The organism is Frigoriflavimonas asaccharolytica, assembly GCF_013294015.1.
GTDB classification, from domain to species: Bacteria; Bacteroidota; Bacteroidia; order Flavobacteriales; family Weeksellaceae; genus Frigoriflavimonas; species Frigoriflavimonas asaccharolytica.
Map to the genome: position 1 here is coordinate 1 of NZ_JABSNO010000027.1, position 17,346 is coordinate 17,346.

Annotated in this window: 16 protein-coding genes; 3 read left to right on the top strand and 13 right to left on the bottom strand. The window is 30.9% G+C overall.

Translation table 11 applies throughout. The features are described from left to right. Window positions 1-219: 219 nt before the first annotated feature. From HNQ03_RS13785 to HNQ03_RS13815, 7 genes are all read right to left on the bottom strand, one after another. A complete protein-coding gene (locus tag HNQ03_RS13785; RefSeq protein ID WP_173780279.1) occupies window positions 220-678 on the bottom strand; it encodes a TspO/MBR family protein in 459 nt (152 codons plus the stop codon). Between the two features lie 76 nt (window positions 679-754). Further along, window positions 755-1,255 carry a Dps family protein gene (locus HNQ03_RS13790; protein WP_173780280.1) on the bottom strand — a complete coding sequence of 167 codons (501 nt, stop codon included), beginning with the start codon at window positions 1,253-1,255 and terminating at the stop codon, window positions 755-757. A 192-nt stretch (window positions 1,256-1,447) separates the two neighbouring features. Continuing rightward, window positions 1,448-1,993, bottom strand: a complete 546-nt coding sequence (locus HNQ03_RS13795) for a hypothetical protein (RefSeq protein WP_173780281.1) — start codon at window positions 1,991-1,993, stop codon at window positions 1,448-1,450. An 11-nt stretch (window positions 1,994-2,004) separates the two neighbouring features. Beyond that, window positions 2,005-2,715 (bottom strand): 2,3-bisphosphoglycerate-dependent phosphoglycerate mutase, encoded by a 711-nt coding sequence (locus HNQ03_RS13800; RefSeq protein WP_173780282.1) that lies wholly within the window; start codon window positions 2,713-2,715, stop codon window positions 2,005-2,007. A gap of 34 nt (window positions 2,716-2,749) precedes the next feature. Then, window positions 2,750-3,571 carry a DUF1269 domain-containing protein gene (locus HNQ03_RS13805; protein WP_173780283.1) on the bottom strand — a complete coding sequence of 274 codons (822 nt, stop codon included), beginning with the start codon at window positions 3,569-3,571 and terminating at the stop codon, window positions 2,750-2,752. A 366-nt stretch (window positions 3,572-3,937) separates the two neighbouring features. Next, complete coding sequence (locus HNQ03_RS13810; RefSeq protein ID WP_173780284.1) at window positions 3,938-4,324, bottom strand: hypothetical protein; 387 nt, start codon at window positions 4,322-4,324, stop codon at window positions 3,938-3,940. A 209-nt stretch (window positions 4,325-4,533) separates the two neighbouring features. After that, window positions 4,534-4,704, bottom strand: coding sequence for a hypothetical protein (locus HNQ03_RS13815; protein ID WP_173780285.1), 171 nt, complete (start codon window positions 4,702-4,704; stop codon window positions 4,534-4,536). 610 nt (window positions 4,705-5,314) lie between these two features. On the opposite strand from HNQ03_RS13815, the gene HNQ03_RS13820 reads away from it, so the two are divergent. Next, window positions 5,315-5,836: a 3'-5' exonuclease family protein gene (locus HNQ03_RS13820; protein ID WP_173780286.1), complete on the top strand. Its 522-nt coding sequence runs from the start codon at window positions 5,315-5,317 to the stop codon at window positions 5,834-5,836. 567 nt (window positions 5,837-6,403) lie between these two features. On the opposite strand, the gene HNQ03_RS13825 is transcribed toward HNQ03_RS13820, so the two are convergent. Continuing rightward, entirely contained in the window at window positions 6,404-7,147 is a 744-nt protein-coding gene (locus tag HNQ03_RS13825; protein WP_173780287.1) for an XRE family transcriptional regulator, read from the bottom strand. Between the two features lie 147 nt (window positions 7,148-7,294). On the opposite strand from HNQ03_RS13825, the gene dinB reads away from it, so the two are divergent. Continuing rightward, window positions 7,295-8,440, top strand: coding sequence for a DNA polymerase IV (gene dinB / locus HNQ03_RS13830; protein ID WP_173780288.1), 1,146 nt, complete (start codon window positions 7,295-7,297; stop codon window positions 8,438-8,440). A gap of 6 nt (window positions 8,441-8,446) precedes the next feature. Beyond that, a complete protein-coding gene (locus HNQ03_RS13835; protein WP_173780289.1) occupies window positions 8,447-11,503 on the top strand; it encodes a DNA polymerase III subunit alpha in 3,057 nt (1,018 codons plus the stop codon). Window positions 11,504-11,633: 130 nt separating this feature from the next. On the opposite strand, the gene HNQ03_RS13840 is transcribed toward HNQ03_RS13835, so the two are convergent. From HNQ03_RS13840 to HNQ03_RS13860, 5 genes are all read right to left on the bottom strand, one after another. Next, on the bottom strand, window positions 11,634-12,206 hold the full coding sequence (locus HNQ03_RS13840; RefSeq protein ID WP_173780290.1) for a hypothetical protein: 573 nt from the start codon (window positions 12,204-12,206) through the stop codon (window positions 11,634-11,636). A gap of 100 nt (window positions 12,207-12,306) precedes the next feature. Next, window positions 12,307-14,214 carry a polymorphic toxin type 23 domain-containing protein gene (locus HNQ03_RS13845; RefSeq protein WP_173780291.1) on the bottom strand — a complete coding sequence of 636 codons (1,908 nt, stop codon included), beginning with the start codon at window positions 14,212-14,214 and terminating at the stop codon, window positions 12,307-12,309. A 428-nt stretch (window positions 14,215-14,642) separates the two neighbouring features. Next, window positions 14,643-15,533 carry a hypothetical protein gene (locus tag HNQ03_RS13850; RefSeq protein ID WP_173780292.1) on the bottom strand — a complete coding sequence of 297 codons (891 nt, stop codon included), beginning with the start codon at window positions 15,531-15,533 and terminating at the stop codon, window positions 14,643-14,645. A gap of 145 nt (window positions 15,534-15,678) precedes the next feature. Beyond that, window positions 15,679-16,047: a hypothetical protein gene (locus HNQ03_RS13855; protein WP_173780293.1), complete on the bottom strand. Its 369-nt coding sequence runs from the start codon at window positions 16,045-16,047 to the stop codon at window positions 15,679-15,681. Next, window positions 16,028-17,254: a hypothetical protein gene (locus tag HNQ03_RS13860; RefSeq protein ID WP_173780294.1), complete on the bottom strand. Its 1,227-nt coding sequence runs from the start codon at window positions 17,252-17,254 to the stop codon at window positions 16,028-16,030. The genes HNQ03_RS13855 and HNQ03_RS13860 overlap by 20 nt, the downstream gene beginning before the upstream one ends. Between the last annotated feature and the right edge of the window lie 92 nt (window positions 17,255-17,346).

Here is a 17,346-nt window from a genome sequence, read left to right on the forward strand (position 1 = left end):
CAAATTTTCTTCTCGTTTTTCTCATGTTTTTTCCGACTATTTAAAGTTAATAATTTCAACTTAAATAGTGGTCCAGTTTTTCAAGGGTATTATAGTATATCATTTACTGTAAACTTATATTAAATTTTCATTTGTGTAAAAAACATCATCAACTTTCCTAACATAAGGTAGGTTGCAAAACTATATAAGATTCAATTGATTTATGTTTTGAAAGCATTTTCAGTTTTTAATAAATGCATAGGCATTAAGTGATGTCGCTATTATCAACCAGATAAAATAGGGTAGTAGTAGCAAGGATTTTGTTTTTAAATTAGACCAGTATAACAACTGAATGTAACCGACCAAAAGCGTAAGCATTAGAATTATAATTAAACCAATCGCAATATTGTGATATCGGAAAAAAGCAGGATTCCACGCAATGTTCAATGCATATTGGATAATTAGTAAACCAATAAGTGTACTCTTATTTTCGGTTAATGGCCACAAATAGGCGAGATAAAAACTAAAACAAACCATTATTAACACCCATGTTACGCCAAAAACCCAACCAGGTGGTGTCCATGGAGCTTTGCTAAGGCTTGCATACCAAATAGAAGTAGCACCTTTGCCTGCTAAAAGTCCACCTAAGCCCAATGCAGCAAAATTTAGTATTGAAAATATAATGAGTCTGTTTAGCATTTTAAAGTATTTGTAATTTAATAATAAAATATCCTTGCAAAGATACGGTTGTCCTATTCTATCTATTGAGCAATCATTATTTCAAGTGAGAACGCAACATCCAGGCAGTTTTTTCATGTTTTCCCATCAGACCAGTTATGTAATCACTTATTCCTTGTGCTTTATATTTGTCATCCATTGCTTTTATATTTTCTCGGATAAAAAATATAATGCTTTCGTGATCTTCTAATAATTCAGCAAATATTCTTTGGCTATTGTTGCCCTCTTTCATTTCCTCGCTAAGATGAGTTAATTGTGAATATTTTTTTAAACTTGCTGGTACGTAGTGACCTATAGAACGTATTTTTTCTGCTACGGTATCTATAATTTCTTGTTGCTCTTTATACAAGGTTTCCAGAAAAAGGTGAACTGGATGAAAGTCTGGTCCTTCTACATTCCAATGGAAATTTAAGGTTTTTGAATAAAGTACAAATTCATCAGCCAATATTTTGGATAATTGATCTGCTACAGCTTGTCTGTTTTCTGCAGAAATTCCAATATTGGTTGTTTCTTTGGTGTTCTTTTTTGAGGTTTTCATAATATTTCTTTTTTTAATACTTGCGCAAAATTATCAAGGTCTTTTAAATTTCGTTATGACTTGGGTCAGTTTGCTGATTATTTTCACTCTGTATCTGAGTTGTGCGGTGCAAAGTTGTAGGGCTATTTCGGATAAATAAATTAATTTTTTCAGAACAGAATTCTATATAAATTATCACTGCTTTACATAAATTTAGTTTACGTTATTTTTGAAAAAATCTTTTATCGCGGTTCCTAATTCATCCGTATCGTGTTTAAATTCTCTTTCAAATTCTTTTTCATTCTCTTTCGCAGATGCGTTAAATTCAATCATATCTTCTTTGAAAGCTTTTCCTCTTAAAGCTAATTTTTCTTTAAGTTCTTTGTTTTTTTCTTCTAGTTTATCCAATTGTTTGGTCAATTTCTCTTTATCATTTTTATTGGCCTGGTCAATTTTTATACGAAGCTCTTGAATTTGTTTTTCTGAATCTTTTATAGCAATTTCAGAATTGGTTTTAAATTTTTCCCAATCAGAATTTACTGCAGTTTTAATTTCATCATTGGTGTCCTTTGCACCTTGCTTAACATCTTGATTTAATTGATGGGTGTCTTCTTTAACGTTTGTTGCATCTTTTTTTGAGGAATCACCACAGCCTACCAAAAGAGTTCCTAACATAAGCATCATTGTGGTTAAGGATAAAGTGTGTAAAGTAACTACCGCTAAAAATTTGTTTTGAAATTTGCGAATCATTGTTTTCATTATTGGTTGTTTTAAAGTGTTAAATCTATTTTTTGTTCTATTTTGTAATTTGATTTTAAAATCATGCAATTATCAAAATCATAAATATTTAAAATTCCTGTTTGTACTTCAACTGTTGAAATTTCGGCAGGTGGAATATCTAAAATTTGTGTCATTAATGCTCTAATTGAATTGCCGTGCGCAGAAACAAGTACCGTTTTGCCTTGTACTAATTCTGGCACAATAGCTTCAAAATAATACTGAACCGCCCTTTGTTTTGTGTCTTCTAAAGATTCTGTTAATGGTAAATCTGCGCTATTCACCATCTTATATTTTACTTCAAATTTTGGACATCGTTTATCATCTTCTTGTAATGCAGGTGCTGCATCAGTATAACCTCGTCTTACATTCCAAAAAATATCTTCGCCAACTTCTTGCCTTATTTCATCTTTGTTTCTACCTTGCCAAGCACCATAATTTCGTTCATTTAGTTTCCAACTTTTTATGAAGTCTATTTGCATCAAATCTGCTGTTTCTAAAATAATCGCAGCGGTCTTAATAGCTCTTTTTAAATAGGATGAAAAACAAATATCAATAGCAATGTTTTTGTCTCTAATTAGTTCGCCAGCAATTTTGGCTTCTTCAATACCTTGAGGTGCAAGGTCTACATCTGTCCATCCTGTAAATATATTTTCTATATTCCAGAGGCTTTTTCCGTGTCGTACAAGTATGAGCTTTCCCATTATTACTTCTTTTTAAACGCAATTGCCTAATTTCTTATTTATCAGCAATATCTTCGCCCAAGGCAATATATAACTGGTGCAGTTTTTCTTGTTCTCTTTTAATGCGCTTATTTAATCTCTTTTGATGCGCTTTTGTAAAGACATCAGAAATAGAATGTTCATAAGATTTTAGACGCGTTTCTAATTTGTTAATTCTGGATTTCGTCTTATCTTTAATTTCATGTAAGGTAGATTTTGTTTTTTTGTCTAGCTTATCAATTTCAGTTTTTCGTTTTGCTTTTAAATCTGCAATTTTTGCTATAATTGTAATCTTTTCATTTTCTGTAGCCTTTTTCAACTTTTGACGTTCATCTGCAATTTCTTCTTCCCAATCTTCTATCTGTTCATCTACATAATCATCGAAATCTATTCCCGCCTCGCTTCTTATAATTTCTGAACTGTAAGATTGCAGTGCATCATCAATAAATACAGAGCTATCTTCCGCCACTTCAGCAATAATAGCTATGGTTCCAACATTCATTGTATCACTGACTTTTTCAATAAAATTATTTTCAAAATCAAAGTGGTTTATATCCCAAACAGCGCCTACTGCAATACCTGTGTAAACACCCACGACAAAACCTATAGGTCCTGCGAATGCTCCTACAAGACCACCAAGAGCCATTCCTGTAAATGTTCTCCAGCCTTCGTTTTCTGTTTTATTATCCAATATTTCGTAGTGGTTTTTACCGTCCTTACGAATCATAATATGCTCGTAAAGCGTAATATCTCCGTACGCATCCAATTCTTTGATTTTGTGTAAAGCAGTTATTGCTTTTGTTTCTTCCTTAAAAGGAATAACGATTATATTTGCCATTGTTTTTTTTTATGTTTTTGTTACTGTTTTTCTCTTTCACAGAATAGCTATGATCTCCATTCTCTCATTTTTTTGTCCAATTTTTGCTACATTCTAGGCTCTTGTAGAAAGGTATTTTGTATATCTTTATAATATTGGTGCATGAGCAATCTTACTATTGCTCTACCTAAAAATTTTGTGTTCGTATTTTCATTGTAATTATTTTAAAATTTTTACTTGTTTGTATATTTAAAAAGCAAATTTAGAAAGAAAGGATAAGTGTCACACTGACCTAGGTCAGGATGGTAAAATATTTTAAAAAAAAAGACCTAACGGGTTTTCTATCCGTAAGGTCTTTTTATAGTGTATCATATTCAAAAATGAATTTTACATAGATTCCTCTAGAAACCTGAAAAATCCTTTCTTCAATTCTAGATAAATAGATCTTTGAGTTTCCATACGATTTCTAAATTCAAAATGCATTTTTACTAATTGGATATCGAGAGGAACTTCATCTATTATACTTTGAGCGGAAATTCGAATTTCATGCTTCTCAATAATTTCTTCCAAATCCTCTATTACACCACCGTGAAGAATAAATTCATTTTGAAAATGCTCTAGTTGAGATAAAACACTTTTATTAGTCCATCTTGTTGAGAGTTCACTTAGTTTTTCATTAAAAAATTTTAATTCAAATTTCCAGAAATCAAGTTCACCATTCCATATTTTATGTTCAAAATGCATATTTGCATTATATATAGTCTGCTTATCCATAATTTATAAATTTTTTATATTTTTTCAAAGATTAGAAAATGCCTTCTTACATCCAATGATGTAGATCATTTAGAACGAAACTAATGCTTAAAATCTAAATCCTTTTTTATATTCTTGTTCAAAGTCATAAAAAATTAAGTAAACGAAATTACTTTTCATTTTTAATATTTTCTTCTTTAACATAATTATCCCTTATTTCCTGTAAAGCTTTAAAATAATTTTCCATAATCTTCCATAATCTTCTTATCCAAATGAATATGTTTAGAATTAGGTATGCTTAATGGGTTTTCATCCAAAAATTGATACAATTCAGGATATTTACTTTCAATATCAACAGTGATAAGTGTGATATCTTGAAGTATTTTATTTAGATCTTTCATTCTGGATAGTTTTTTTTTAATTAAAATTATAGCTCACAAGGCGTAATGTATTTCGAAATTTTTTGAAAAAATAGTGCTGCACATTTAGCACAATTAATGAGAACTATATTATTTATCTCTGTCTAAGTCTTCTTTTTAAAACTAGAATAAAATTGAAAAAAAACTCATTATGTTGGTCGAAATTTGTAAAATTTATAGCAATCAACAATAAGTCTTTAGCGCTTCAACCCAAATTTTGTCTCAAATAAATTTTAGATAATCAGAGAAATATCCTATTGATTTTTTATTTTTAAGCAAACAAGGAATACTCCAATAATATCAATTCATTAAATTGTTTTTTTTAAATGATGCAGCTTATTTCGCAATTTTAATAGATGTGAACATTTAAAACGTAAAATTAAATCTTTGATAGTTATGATAGAATGACCTGAGTCAGTTTCTCCTGTAATTTAAGAGTTTTTTTCATCTATAATCGTAAGTAGAGGATTAGTCTCAAAACTTGGGGAGAAATATAAATGAAGTAGTAAATTTGTGATATGCTAAACTGAAATCCTGAAATTATTACTCCCAATGTAATCTTCCCCAAAAACAGGATTATTTAAAAAAAAATATGAGTTATATAATGGTAGATATTGAGTCTGATGGACCAATTCCTGGAGATTATTCAATGATTTGTTTCGGAGCTGTCTTAGTCGATGAAAAACTTGATAAAACTTTTTACGGAAAACTAAAACCTATCTCTGATAAATTTATTCCGGAATCTTTGGCAATTTCTGGCTTTTCGAGAGAAGAAACTAAGAGTTTTAATGACCCGAAAGAAATTATGATTGCATTTAAAGATTGGGTTATCGAAAACTCTAAAGGAAGACCTATTTTTATAAGTGATAATAATGGTTTTGACTGGATGTTTATTTGCTGGTATTTTCATCATTTTATTGGAGAAAATCCTTTTGGCTGGACTTCGCGTAGACTTTCTGATTTGTATTGCGGAATTGAAAAAGACACATTTGCTAAATGGAAACACTTGAGGAAAACAAGCCATACACATAATCCTGTTGATGATGCAAGGGGAAATGCGGAAGTATTACTATTAATGAAAAACGAACTCGAATTAAAAATAAGCCTAAAATAACTGGTGCAATCAATTTGCATTGAAAATACAAGAGAAATTAAATACTTTAGGACAAGATGTTGAAGAACCTAAAAATAAGAGGGAAGAAGAGAAAAAAACCAAGCTATTTCGTATGAAGAATTATTATAAGATTTTGATGACGAAAACAAGGATTGATACTTTTTAGATTTGTAAGATATTACGTAGATCATCGGAAATTTTCCGATGATCTACACCTAATTTTACATGCAAAATTATGAAATTTCAGAAAAAAGGAAGTTTTTCCAACATTTCAAATCGGGTGTTAAATTGCTGAAATATATAATGTTATCGTTTTCGATGTGTACAAAATAAGCAAAATTAAAACTTCAAAAAAGCAAGAGACCCTTTATTCATGGTGCTTTGCGAGGACGAAATGCTGACGAAATTTATCGTTAAAAACATGTTGGAGCACATCAGCTTGTACTACTTTTGTACTGTTTTTTTGAGCTAAAGCCGTATAAAAAAGGAAACATATTTATTTCCTGTATCGGAAAGTAATGATTAGCGATTTTCTTAAAAATATTTTATAAAATCGTCTAAAATTCTTCATTTCGACGAAATAAAATCAGATAATATATTTCTTAATTCTTTCAAATCCAAACTTTCTTTTTCCAATTCTACAGTGTTGATGCTGCAAGCAAATTCCCAAATTTCATACACATCTGTGAGCAAAATTTCATAAGGTTGATAAAATGAATTGTCGGAACTTACAATAAGTCCAGAGGCAGATTTGCTATTGTATCTTTTGTACACAATTCCTTGGTCTCTGGATACAAAAATATAGGTTTTCCCCACTGTCATAAAATTAACATCATCTATATATTTTCCCACAATGAAAGTACCATCCTTGTAAGGCGGCATAGAATCTCCTTCTGCAGGAAATGCCCGGAATTTTCCATTTCTTAAGAACGGTAAAGAAATATTTTGCAGACCTTCAATATATTCAGGATCATTGTAACTATTGAGGTATCCCATTTGTGCTTTGTGTGGTATTATTTCAATCTTATTTTCGCCGGTGCTGTCTACAATTATTGGGAGTACAATTCTATTATCTGGTAGATTTAATATTTTTTCTAAAGGATATTTTCTCAAATCTATAGAGATTAATAAATCTATACTCACATTGAAATATCTAGAAATCTTTGAAAGTATCTCTAAAGGCGGTTCTGAAACTGCATCTTCATATTTTGCATACCTACTTCTGGTAATTACAAGAATTTCTGATATACTTCTTTGAGACAAATTTAATTGAGCTCTTAAGTATCTTATGTTTTCTGATAGTATTGACATTGGGATAATTTGTATCAACAAATATAATAAAGTTATTTAATATCTTGATACATTTGTTCCCAACAAATCGCATCCTATAAATTTTATTTTTAGAAGAATAATGATTAGCGAAAACAAAACACCTACAAAATCATAGAAAATTCACCAATGAAAAGAACAATTGCCCATCTAGATTTAGATACTTTTTTTGTCTCTTGCGAAAGAAATTTAAATTCAAAATTGATAGGAATACCTGTAATAATAGGTGGCGGAGATAGAGGTGTGGTAGCATCTTGCTCTTATGAAAGCAGGTATTTTGGGGTAAGATCTGCAATGCCCATAAAAATGGCTTTAAGACTTTGCCCAGATGCAAAAGTAATAAAAGGAGATATGGATTTGTATTCCAAAATGTCGCAAGAAGTTACAGAAATTATCAAAGAAAAAGCACCATTGATGGAAAAAGCCAGTATAGACGAATTTTATTTAGATCTCTCTGGCATGGATCATTTTTTTGGCTGCTACAAATGGACCAACGAAATTTCTGAATCTGTGATTAAAAATACAGGTTTGCCCATAAGTTTTGCCGTTTCTTCTAACAAAACAGTTTCTAAAATTGGTACTGGTGAAGCAAAACCCATCGGAAGATTAGAAATTCAAGACCAAAATGTTCAGCAATTTTTGAATCCACTTTCTATAAAAAAAATTCCTATGGTGGGAAATGTTACCTTTCAATTGCTTTCCAGATTAGGAATTAGAACCATCAAAACGCTTTCAGAAATGCCCAAAGATGTTTTGCAGCAATTAATTGGCAAAAACGGAAACGAACTTTGGAAAAAAGCCAATGGAATAGACGAAAATCCTGTAATTCCTTATTCCGAGCGGAAATCTATTTCATCAGATCATACATTTTCTAATGATACTATTGATATAGAAGCCATCAAAAATTTAATTTCTGGTATGGTAGAGCAACTTTCTTTTCAATTGAGAAATGAAAAATGGTTGACATCTACCGTTACGGTGAAAATTAGATATGCCAATTTTGATACCGAAACCAAACAATGCAAAATCTCTTATACAGCAGCAGACCACACTTTGCTGAAATATGCTTTCGGATTGTTTCACAAATTATATACCCGAAGAATGAGAATAAGGCTTATCGGGATTAAGTTTTCTGGTTTGGTACATGGCAATCATCAAATGGATCTTTTTGAAGATACCGAAGAACTCATCAATTTATACCAAACGATGGATAAAATTAAGACCAGATTTGGAAAAAATGCTGTGGGCAAAGCGTCTGGATATTTAATAAATTAAAATAGTATGTTTCTCAACTGCCATTCTTTCCACAGTTTACGCTACGGCACCATTTCCATAGAGGATTTGGTGAAGCAAGCGGTCTATTTAAACATAAAAACCCTCGCACTTACGGATATTAATACCATTACAGGTATTTATGAATTTTATAAATTGTGTTTAGAAAATAATATAAAACCTTTGGTAGGTGTAGATATTCGCAATGATAACGAATTGTATTACATTACCTTAGCCAAAAATGCTACAGGAATTGCCGAAATAAATAAACTGCTAACCAAAGTAAATTGTGAAAATTTACCCTTACCAAAACAAAATCCAGATTTTGAAAATGTGTATGTAATTTATCCTATAGAAAATGTACCAGAAAAGCTTTCAGATCACGAATTTATTGGGGTAAAACCAGAGCAAATCAACCAACTCATCAGTGTAAAGTGGAAAAATTTATTTCACAAAATGCTTATTTTAAGTCCAGTCACTTTCCGAACAAAAAACCAATTCAACCTTCACAAAATATTAAGAGCGATAGATAACAATGTGCTTTTATCACAACTGAGGGATTTTGATATTTGCAAAAATACCGAAACTTTGAAACCAGAAGCAGAAGTTGTTTTTTATTTTAAATTTTACAACCAGATTATAGAAAATACCCAACAAATTTTTGAAACCTGTAATTATCAATTTGATTTTTCTACGCCAAAAAACAAGAAAAACTTTACAGATAATACTGAAAATGATTTCAAACTTTTAAAAAAATTAGCTTTGGAAGGTTTAGAAAAAATATATCCAAAAGATGATTTGGTGGCTTTGGAAAGAGTAGAAAAAGAACTAAAAGTAATTAAAGACCTCTCTTTTTGTGGCTATTTTCTCATTACTTGGGATATAGTGCAATACAGCAATAGCATAGGTTTAATGCATGTTGGCCGTGGTTCTGGCGCAAATAGCATCATCAGTTATTGTTTGGGAATCACCAATATTTGCCCCATAGAATTGGATCTTTATTTTGAAAGATTTTTAAATGTAAACCGAAAAAGTCCACCAGATTTTGATATCGATTGGAGTTGGCAAGATAGAGATACCATTTTGCAATATATTTTTGATAAATATGGAAAAGAGCATGTAGCTTTTTGTGGTACCAATGTAGAATTCAAATACAGATCTATCTTTCGGGAATTGGGAAAAGTTTTCGGCTTGCCAAAGGAAGAATTGGATGCTCTGGCTACAAAACCAATTGCTGAACATGAAGAAAATTCTTTAGTAAAAACCATTCATAAATATGGTCTATTGCTAGAGAAATTTCCAAACCAGAGAAGCATGCATTCTTGTGGAATCATCATTTCGGAAGAACCCATCACCAATTTTACGGCTTTAGAAATGCCACCAAAAGGTTTCCCCATCGTTCAGTTTGATATGCATGTTGCGGAAGATATTGGCTTTGATAAATTTGATATTCTCTCGCAACGAGGAATAGGAAGCATTAATGATGCTGTAAACCTCATCAAAAAAAATAGAAATATTGAGGTAGATATCCGAGATTTGAGTCTATCTAAAAATGAAGCCATCGTAAATGAAAATTTAGGAAAAGGAAAAACAATTGGCTGTTTTTATATAGAAAGTCCCGCCATGAGAGGACTTTTAAGACGCTTGAAATGTGAAGATTACAAAATTTTAGTCGCTGCATCTTCCATTATAAGACCAGGTGTAGCAAAAAGTGGAATGATGAAGGAATATATCTTCCGGCACAACAACCCAACACAATTTGAATATTTTCATAAAGTTTTTGAAGAGCAACTTGGCGAAACGTATGGTGTGATGGTCTACCAAGAAGATGTGATAAAAATTGCCCTTCATTTTGGTGGCTTAACGGCGGCAGACGGAGATATCTTGAGAAGAGCAATGAGTGGGAAAGGAAGATCTTTGGAAGCACTGCAAAAAATTAAAGATGATTTTTTTAAATCTTGCAAAAATTTAGGACATCCAGAGCAACTTTCACAAGAAGTTTATCGGCAGATAGAATCTTTTGCCGGCTATTCTTTTTGCAAATCTCACTCTGCATCTTATGCGGTAGAAAGTTACCAAAGTTTGTATTTAAAAGTCTACTATCCTATAGAATTTATGGTTGCTGTTATTAATAATCAAGGCGGTTTTTATAGAACAGAAGTCTATGTGCATGAAGCAAAAATGTCTGGCGGATTGATACAAAATCCTTGCGTGAACAAAAGTGAATATGAAACCACCGTTTATGGCAAAAAAGTGTATTTGGGTTTGATGCATATTGAAAAAATAGAAGGAAGATTGGAGCAATTCATCATAGAAGAGAGGAAAAAAAATGGTGATTATATTTCATTAGAAAATTTTATAAAAAGAGTACCAATTGGTGTAGAAAGTTTGCAAATATTAATTTTCATTGGTGCATTTAGGTTTACAGGCAAGCAAAAAAATGAGCTTTTAATACAATCTAGGTTGATAATGTCTACCTACAAACCAGAATTAAAAATGCTTTCATTGCTAGATGAGCCTATCAAAGAATATCATCTACCGCAATTGAATAGAAATAAATTCGAAGATGCTTTTGATGAAATAGAGATTCTAGGGTTCACCGTTTCTTGTACGCCGTTTGATCTTTTAGAAACCAAATATAGAGGCAGCGTGATGGCAAAAGATTTAGCAAAAAACCACAAAAGGCAGGTGAAAATGTTGGCTTATCTTATCTCTAGAAAACATGTACCTACCAAAAAAGGTACCATGTTTTTTGGCACTTGGATAGATGCAGAAGGCGAATATTTTGATACTGCACATTTTCCAGATAATCTCAAAACCTATCCTTTTCAAGGTGGTGGTTGTTATTTGCTATTGGGATTGGTAGAAGTAGATTTTCATTTTCCTACGCTCACAATTTTAAAAATGGCAAAAATGCCCTTTATTCCAGATCCTAGATATTCTAGCACCACAGAAAAATCTTTTGATGTGCACAAAAATATCAAAGAAGATGTGAGCATGACGTCTAGATCGCCTTATCCTTCTGAAAAAGATATTGGTTTGCCACGGCAGAAAATGGTGCAATAATTTATTTTTTGCAATATCCTACACATTAAACTTCTTATTCTTGTAACTCAATGTTAGGGAATTAATAGCCAACTTTGAGAATTGGAAGATAACCACGATTAGGGGAAACTTGATTCGTTTCCCTGCATCGCTATTTTTTTACATTAAATTCTCCAGTGATAATAAAATAAGTATTGTTGTCGTTTTTATATTTTACTGCTTTTAAATTTGGTTGGTATACTATTTTTTCATTCATTTTATTAGTAGTTGCAAGCAATTTTTTTTCATACTTATATTTTTTACTGAAGTAATAGGTAGTGTAATGTATAATATCATTTTCTATAACTCCATTCTGATCTTCGTACCATTCTTTAGAAGGACTGTTGTACCATTTTTTCACTTTTAAAATTTCATTATCAACTTCAAAAAATCTAAAAAACGTAGCTTTGATAGGTTTTATTATTTTTATTTTACCATCGTTGGGAATAGATAAATATTCTCCACCAATATCTTGCGTTGCAACGCACTCATTTCCTTCGTCAGAAAAAACACTAAAACTTACTGTTCCATTATTTCTGTAGTAAGCATAAACTTCGTTTATCTTTAAATGGGTGTTTTTCTTAAGTTTTTGTTTTAATTCGTAGTCTAAAAACTCTAAATAATATGCAGTATAATTGCCATTTTTAGCAGTATTTAAGGTGTCTATATCTATTTTTCGATCCATTAAATACTTTTTAAAAGAATCTAAATCACCACTATTATTACTGCTGATTTTTTGACTTTTACAACCAATAAAAATAAAACATACAATGTATATAATCGCTTTATTTATCATTTATATTATTTATTTGAGGATCCAAATCTATTTTTAAATCTTGTAACTTTTTATTTGATAAAGGTGCATTCATATAGGTATTTAACCTTTCCAAATCAACTTCTTTAGAACCTTCTTTATAAACCACAAATAAATGGTGGAATGTTGGACTAAATTTTAGTAAGCTGGTTTCTTCATAATTAATCATATCAAGATTATATTTCCCTAAATCTTTCTTGTACTTTAGAACACTTAATTTAAATTTTTCATCATCTTTAAAGTCGTCTTTGATAGGTTCTTTTGGTCTTTCTGGTATATCAGGAAACGGTATTGCATTGTGCATAGCGTTGGAAGGCCAAAATGTACCATATCCAACCTTCGTGGTTTTATTGAAGTTTCCATTGGCATCTGTGAATGAAAAACTTTCTTGTCCACGGTTTAGTAAAACATCAAACAAACGTTGGGTATCATAATTTTGTCCGCCTATATTTTTATCCAAATTATATGTGTTTTTATTATTAGATTTCCCATAATACAGATCAAAAGCATACGCCATATCTATATTATCACTTATTCTGGCTTTCATATTTACACCTGCAGACCAATATTGATCAGAATCCATACCCAAAAACAAAGGCAGTTTATAAATATCATTGTAAGAAGAAATCATAAAATTTCCTATTTTTATAGATGCTGCACCTAAAATCTGATTGCGGTTTGGTCTATCGTGAGAATTATAGGGATCTTTGATTCTATTCCCATCTATATCATACTCACTGGTTACTCTTCCAGAACTTAAAACTCCAACTTGCCCTAGCGTAAAAGCATATTCATAAGGATTATTAACACCAGATCCAGAAAAATCATTAAATAAATTCATATTCATAGAATTTCCTGTTTTGTAGCCTAAAGTAAGAGATGGTGTGCCACTTAATGTAAATAAATTAGGGCTTAATGGGGAAGTTCCCGGTGTTCCGTTTCCATAATAGGTTGCCGCTGCAGTAAAACTTGGCATCAATCCAAAATCATTTCCTACTTTTATTTGTTTGGAAATACCTGCATACAAACTCGCAGAAAAACCGCCACCCAAGCTGAAACTAAATTTTAAACCAATATTAAACGGTGGATCTCCTGGTCCGCCATTTGTAGGTGGAGGATTAGGTGGATCAGGAAAATACATTTCATCATAATCTCCCGCATTTGGTCCTCCTCTCGCTTTAGAATCTCTTCTATATTCTGGGTGTGAATTTCCCATTACTTCTTCACTTTCCATTTTAGGAAAATTAATATTTAAAGCACCATTAAAAGTAGGAGATTCTAATGTACCAATTTCGACGTTAGATTCTCCCGCCGCATCAAATTGGAAGAGGTCGTAATCATAAACATCCAAATTATCTTTAATTGATAATTTATCTCTCACCTTAAAATCAATGTAATTACCGTATGCTTCGGTAAGCCAAGAGATTAATTTTATTTTCCGATCGTTGCTGTTTTCTATATTGGTAAGTTGTCCTTCCCAGACTAAAATTTCATCTGTTTTTTCATCATATTTCGCCTTAGATGAATGTAAAGATTTTGTAACCTTTATGGATGGATTGACAATTTTTCCCTCTGCAATATCTTTGTATAATGAATATATTATTCCAGAATTATCAGCATTGAATTTTTGTACCATTTCATTTGCCACAGATTTTATATGATTATGAACATAAAGACTTTCTAGTTTGTATTCACTCTCAATTATTTCTGCTTCTTTTGGAACAAATTTTTCTGGTTCTCCATACAAAACACCACCTTCTTTCCCAACTTGAATTATCTTTTTTGCAGAATAATTTTCAATATTTTCTTTCGAGTATATTTTATAGCTCTTTCCTACAATCTTTGTTATATTTCCTTTTACTATTCGTGTTCTACTCATTATATAATTTTTTAATAATTATTCCTTTTTACAGCACTGCTATATTTCACTACTTTATCAAAGTCTGCTCGATCAAATATACGATTCTCCATAAATATTCTCCTAACATCATTTACACAAGAAAGCACGATAGAGCAAACTAATAAAAAAACAATATTTTTCTTCATTTAATTTCAATTTTGGTAAGCCATATCAGACCTAAAACATCTTTTTCTGCAGTCCAACCCATTTTCGCCACCATCTTTTAAATTTACGCGCAAAGTGGTTTCAATTTTAAAATTATTACCATCTATTTTTACATCTACCCAATCTACGTTTTTATGCGTAAACTTTATGGGTTTTTCAATTGCAAAACTTTTTTTCTTGAATTCTGCCTGACCAGTAACGCATTAGAATACTTCATTTATAATTAAATCATGCGTTACGTTTTATTTAGAAAGTTGAACTTTACGTAAAGTCATTGTATCAGGAATCTTAAAAATGAAATATAATCCATCAAAAGCATCAAAGCTTGGTTTATAATTTGAGGAACTGGTTTTTGTAGATACAGTATCTATTAAATATCCTTTTTTAGCAAAAATTAGTTTTCTGGATTCTGATTGCACTCTTAAAATGTGCTGGGACTCAATTGTACTATCTTTTATTGCAAAATATCCTTTTTTGTTAGTGATAGTAGTTAGTATTTCTAAATTTCCATTTATTTGATTATCGATTTTTTCACCATGTAACATTACTTTTACGCCTTCAATTGGAATATGATTTTGATCTACTACAATTCCATTATAATAATCGACGATCTCTCTATTGATTTTTTTTGAATTATTATTCTTACAGGAATTAATTAATATAAAGACAAGTAACATACTCAATATTTTAATTTTACTAAGCCATATTAAACCTAAAACATCTTTTTCTGCTGCAGCATATTTGTCATATAAAGCCAATGGGGGATCATTTGGATAATATGGCATAATATCTATTTCGCCAGATGTTGAATACGAACTTGAATTATCTTTCATACTTTGAGTTATAACATGTACGCTTCCTTTGTGTCCATACGAATATGCAGTAATATCATAAGATTTTAATATTTCATGACCTATTTCGTGAGCAGATGTAAATTTAAATTTAATGTCTTCATTGTAATCATAAGTAAATCCCCATCCATTAGAAAATTTTATATATCCCACATTATAACAAATTGCTTCTCTCGAAACTAAATTCCCTATCCAAGAAATAGGGTTTAGCGTTGCTGTACCTGGATTTCCAGAACGCATCCATTTACCATTTGTGTTATAAACAAGACTTACATCATCCATCGTTTTTTCTGTAGTATTTACTGTATTAATGAAAACTTCATAGGAATCATCTGCAATTTTTACATCTTTTGCTTCTGCATGGTTTATTTCTCCCCCAATGATAATTTAAACAATCAATCACCACTTTTTCTACTCTAAAATTCCTTCAATTATTAGAACTTTGCTTTTTAAAAATGCGTTCTCTATACAAATCAAGAGTATCTATTTTGGAGGTAAGAAAAAGGAAATTAATTTTGCTGTCTGCACCTGATTTACTGGCTAAATTAACAGTATCGATTTCTATGCCGTGTTGAATTATTAGTTCATTTACAAATTTTGTACTTCTCCTTTTTAGATAAAAATATCCTTCATCATTAGTATATGTATAATTATTCGAACTAGATTCTACAATCTTAATTTTTTTTAAAGGTTTATCCTTATAATAAATATAACCAGAATAATTATTTTTTAAAGATGGTGTACATCCCACAAAAAATAAAAAAACCATGTTTAGTTTAAAAATATTGATTTTCATATGTTTTTAATTTAGTTAGCCATATCAATCCAAGAACATCTTTATCCTCTGCAACAATTCTTTCATAATCATAATCAAGAAAATTTCGAGGAGAATTATTATAATATTTCATTAAATCTATCTCTCCTCCTTCTGTTGGATAACTAACGCCTCCTTCACTTAAAGGCTTTGTATCAGAATATCCAGAACTTCCTTTATGCTTATATGAATAATCAGCACTACCACCTCCACCTTCAGAATAAGATCGTAATAAAGTATGCCCTATTTCGTGAGCACAAGTATATGCATATTCCATATCCACTTTGCTTTTTCCATTTTTATATAAAGGTACATTATCAATATAAAACCATGATTCTTTAAATAAAAAATGTGACTCTGCTTTATAAACATTATTTACATATCCTATGTTATAGTATATTGTTTCACTTAACGGAACGTAAGGTATATATTGTGCAAGGTTTGCTAAAAAAGACTTAAATCCACTTACACAACCAGGGTTATTAGACCTTCCCCAGAAATAGTTTGTGTTATATAATAAGTCAACATCATCCATCGTTTTTTCTGTAGTATTTACTGTATTAATAAAAACTTCATAGGAATCATCTGCAATTTTCACATCTTTTGCTTCTGCATGGTTTTTATTTCTCCCCCAATGATAATTAAGCCCATCAATCGCTAATTTTTCAAGATCTGCAAAACTTTTTGTTCTCGTTTTGATAATTGGTTTGCCAGCGATTATCGAGGTAGATGGTATCTTGTCCCAATCACATTCCTTCAAAGGAACTCGAATTTTTGGATCTGGATCAATGTCTCTGGTTCTGCAGTCCAACCCCTCTTCGCCACCATCTTTTAAATTGACTCGCAAAGTGGTTTCAATTTTTAAATTATTACCATCTATTTTTACATCTACCCAATCTACCTTTTTATGCGTAAACTTTATAGGTTTTTCTATTGCAAAACTTTTTTTCTTGAATTCTGCCTGACCAGTAACGCTTACATTGAGCCCGTTTTCACTTTTCATTAATGCGCTATCGTAAATGTTATTGATATCAAAACCATCCCATGAAACAATATATTCTCCTTGTGGCCAAAATCTTTTAATTGGGGATATTGGTTCTTCAGAATTTGATGGTGAAACTTTCTGCCTTTTACTTATTATTACAACTTCTTCTATTTCTCTAGAACTGGAAAATAATTCGTAGATCAATATATCTCCAGATTTTATATTTAAATCCCATTGATTAACGCCGTTACCTGTTATAATTAATTTAAATTTAATTTTGTCATTTTCTGGTTCAC

Coding starts and splice junctions, on each gene's coding strand:
- HNQ03_RS13790 (WP_173780280.1), bottom strand. CDS start 1,255: ATGAAAACCTCAAAAAAGAACACCAAAGAAACAACCAATATTGGAATT.
- dinB (WP_173780288.1), top strand. CDS start 7,295: ATGAAAAGAACAATTGCCCATCTAGATTTAGATACTTTTTTTGTCTCT.
- HNQ03_RS13815 (WP_173780285.1), bottom strand. CDS start 4,704: ATGAAAGATCTAAATAAAATACTTCAAGATATCACACTTATCACTGTT.
- HNQ03_RS13820 (WP_173780286.1), top strand. CDS start 5,315: ATGAGTTATATAATGGTAGATATTGAGTCTGATGGACCAATTCCTGGA.
- HNQ03_RS13800 (WP_173780282.1), bottom strand. CDS start 2,715: ATGGGAAAGCTCATACTTGTACGACACGGAAAAAGCCTCTGGAATATA.
- HNQ03_RS13810 (WP_173780284.1), bottom strand. CDS start 4,324: ATGGATAAGCAGACTATATATAATGCAAATATGCATTTTGAACATAAA.
- HNQ03_RS13855 (WP_173780293.1), bottom strand. CDS start 16,047: ATGAAAATCAATATTTTTAAACTAAACATGGTTTTTTTATTTTTTGTG.
- HNQ03_RS13785 (WP_173780279.1), bottom strand. CDS start 678: ATGCTAAACAGACTCATTATATTTTCAATACTAAATTTTGCTGCATTG.
- HNQ03_RS13845 (WP_173780291.1), bottom strand. CDS start 14,214: ATGAGTAGAACACGAATAGTAAAAGGAAATATAACAAAGATTGTAGGA.
- HNQ03_RS13850 (WP_173780292.1), bottom strand. CDS start 15,533: ATGGATGATGTAAGTCTTGTTTATAACACAAATGGTAAATGGATGCGT.
- HNQ03_RS13835 (WP_173780289.1), top strand. CDS start 8,447: ATGTTTCTCAACTGCCATTCTTTCCACAGTTTACGCTACGGCACCATT.
- HNQ03_RS13840 (WP_173780290.1), bottom strand. CDS start 12,206: ATGGATCGAAAAATAGATATAGACACCTTAAATACTGCTAAAAATGGC.
- HNQ03_RS13795 (WP_173780281.1), bottom strand. CDS start 1,993: ATGAAAACAATGATTCGCAAATTTCAAAACAAATTTTTAGCGGTAGTT.
- HNQ03_RS13825 (WP_173780287.1), bottom strand. CDS start 7,147: ATGTCAATACTATCAGAAAACATAAGATACTTAAGAGCTCAATTAAAT.
- HNQ03_RS13805 (WP_173780283.1), bottom strand. CDS start 3,571: ATGGCAAATATAATCGTTATTCCTTTTAAGGAAGAAACAAAAGCAATA.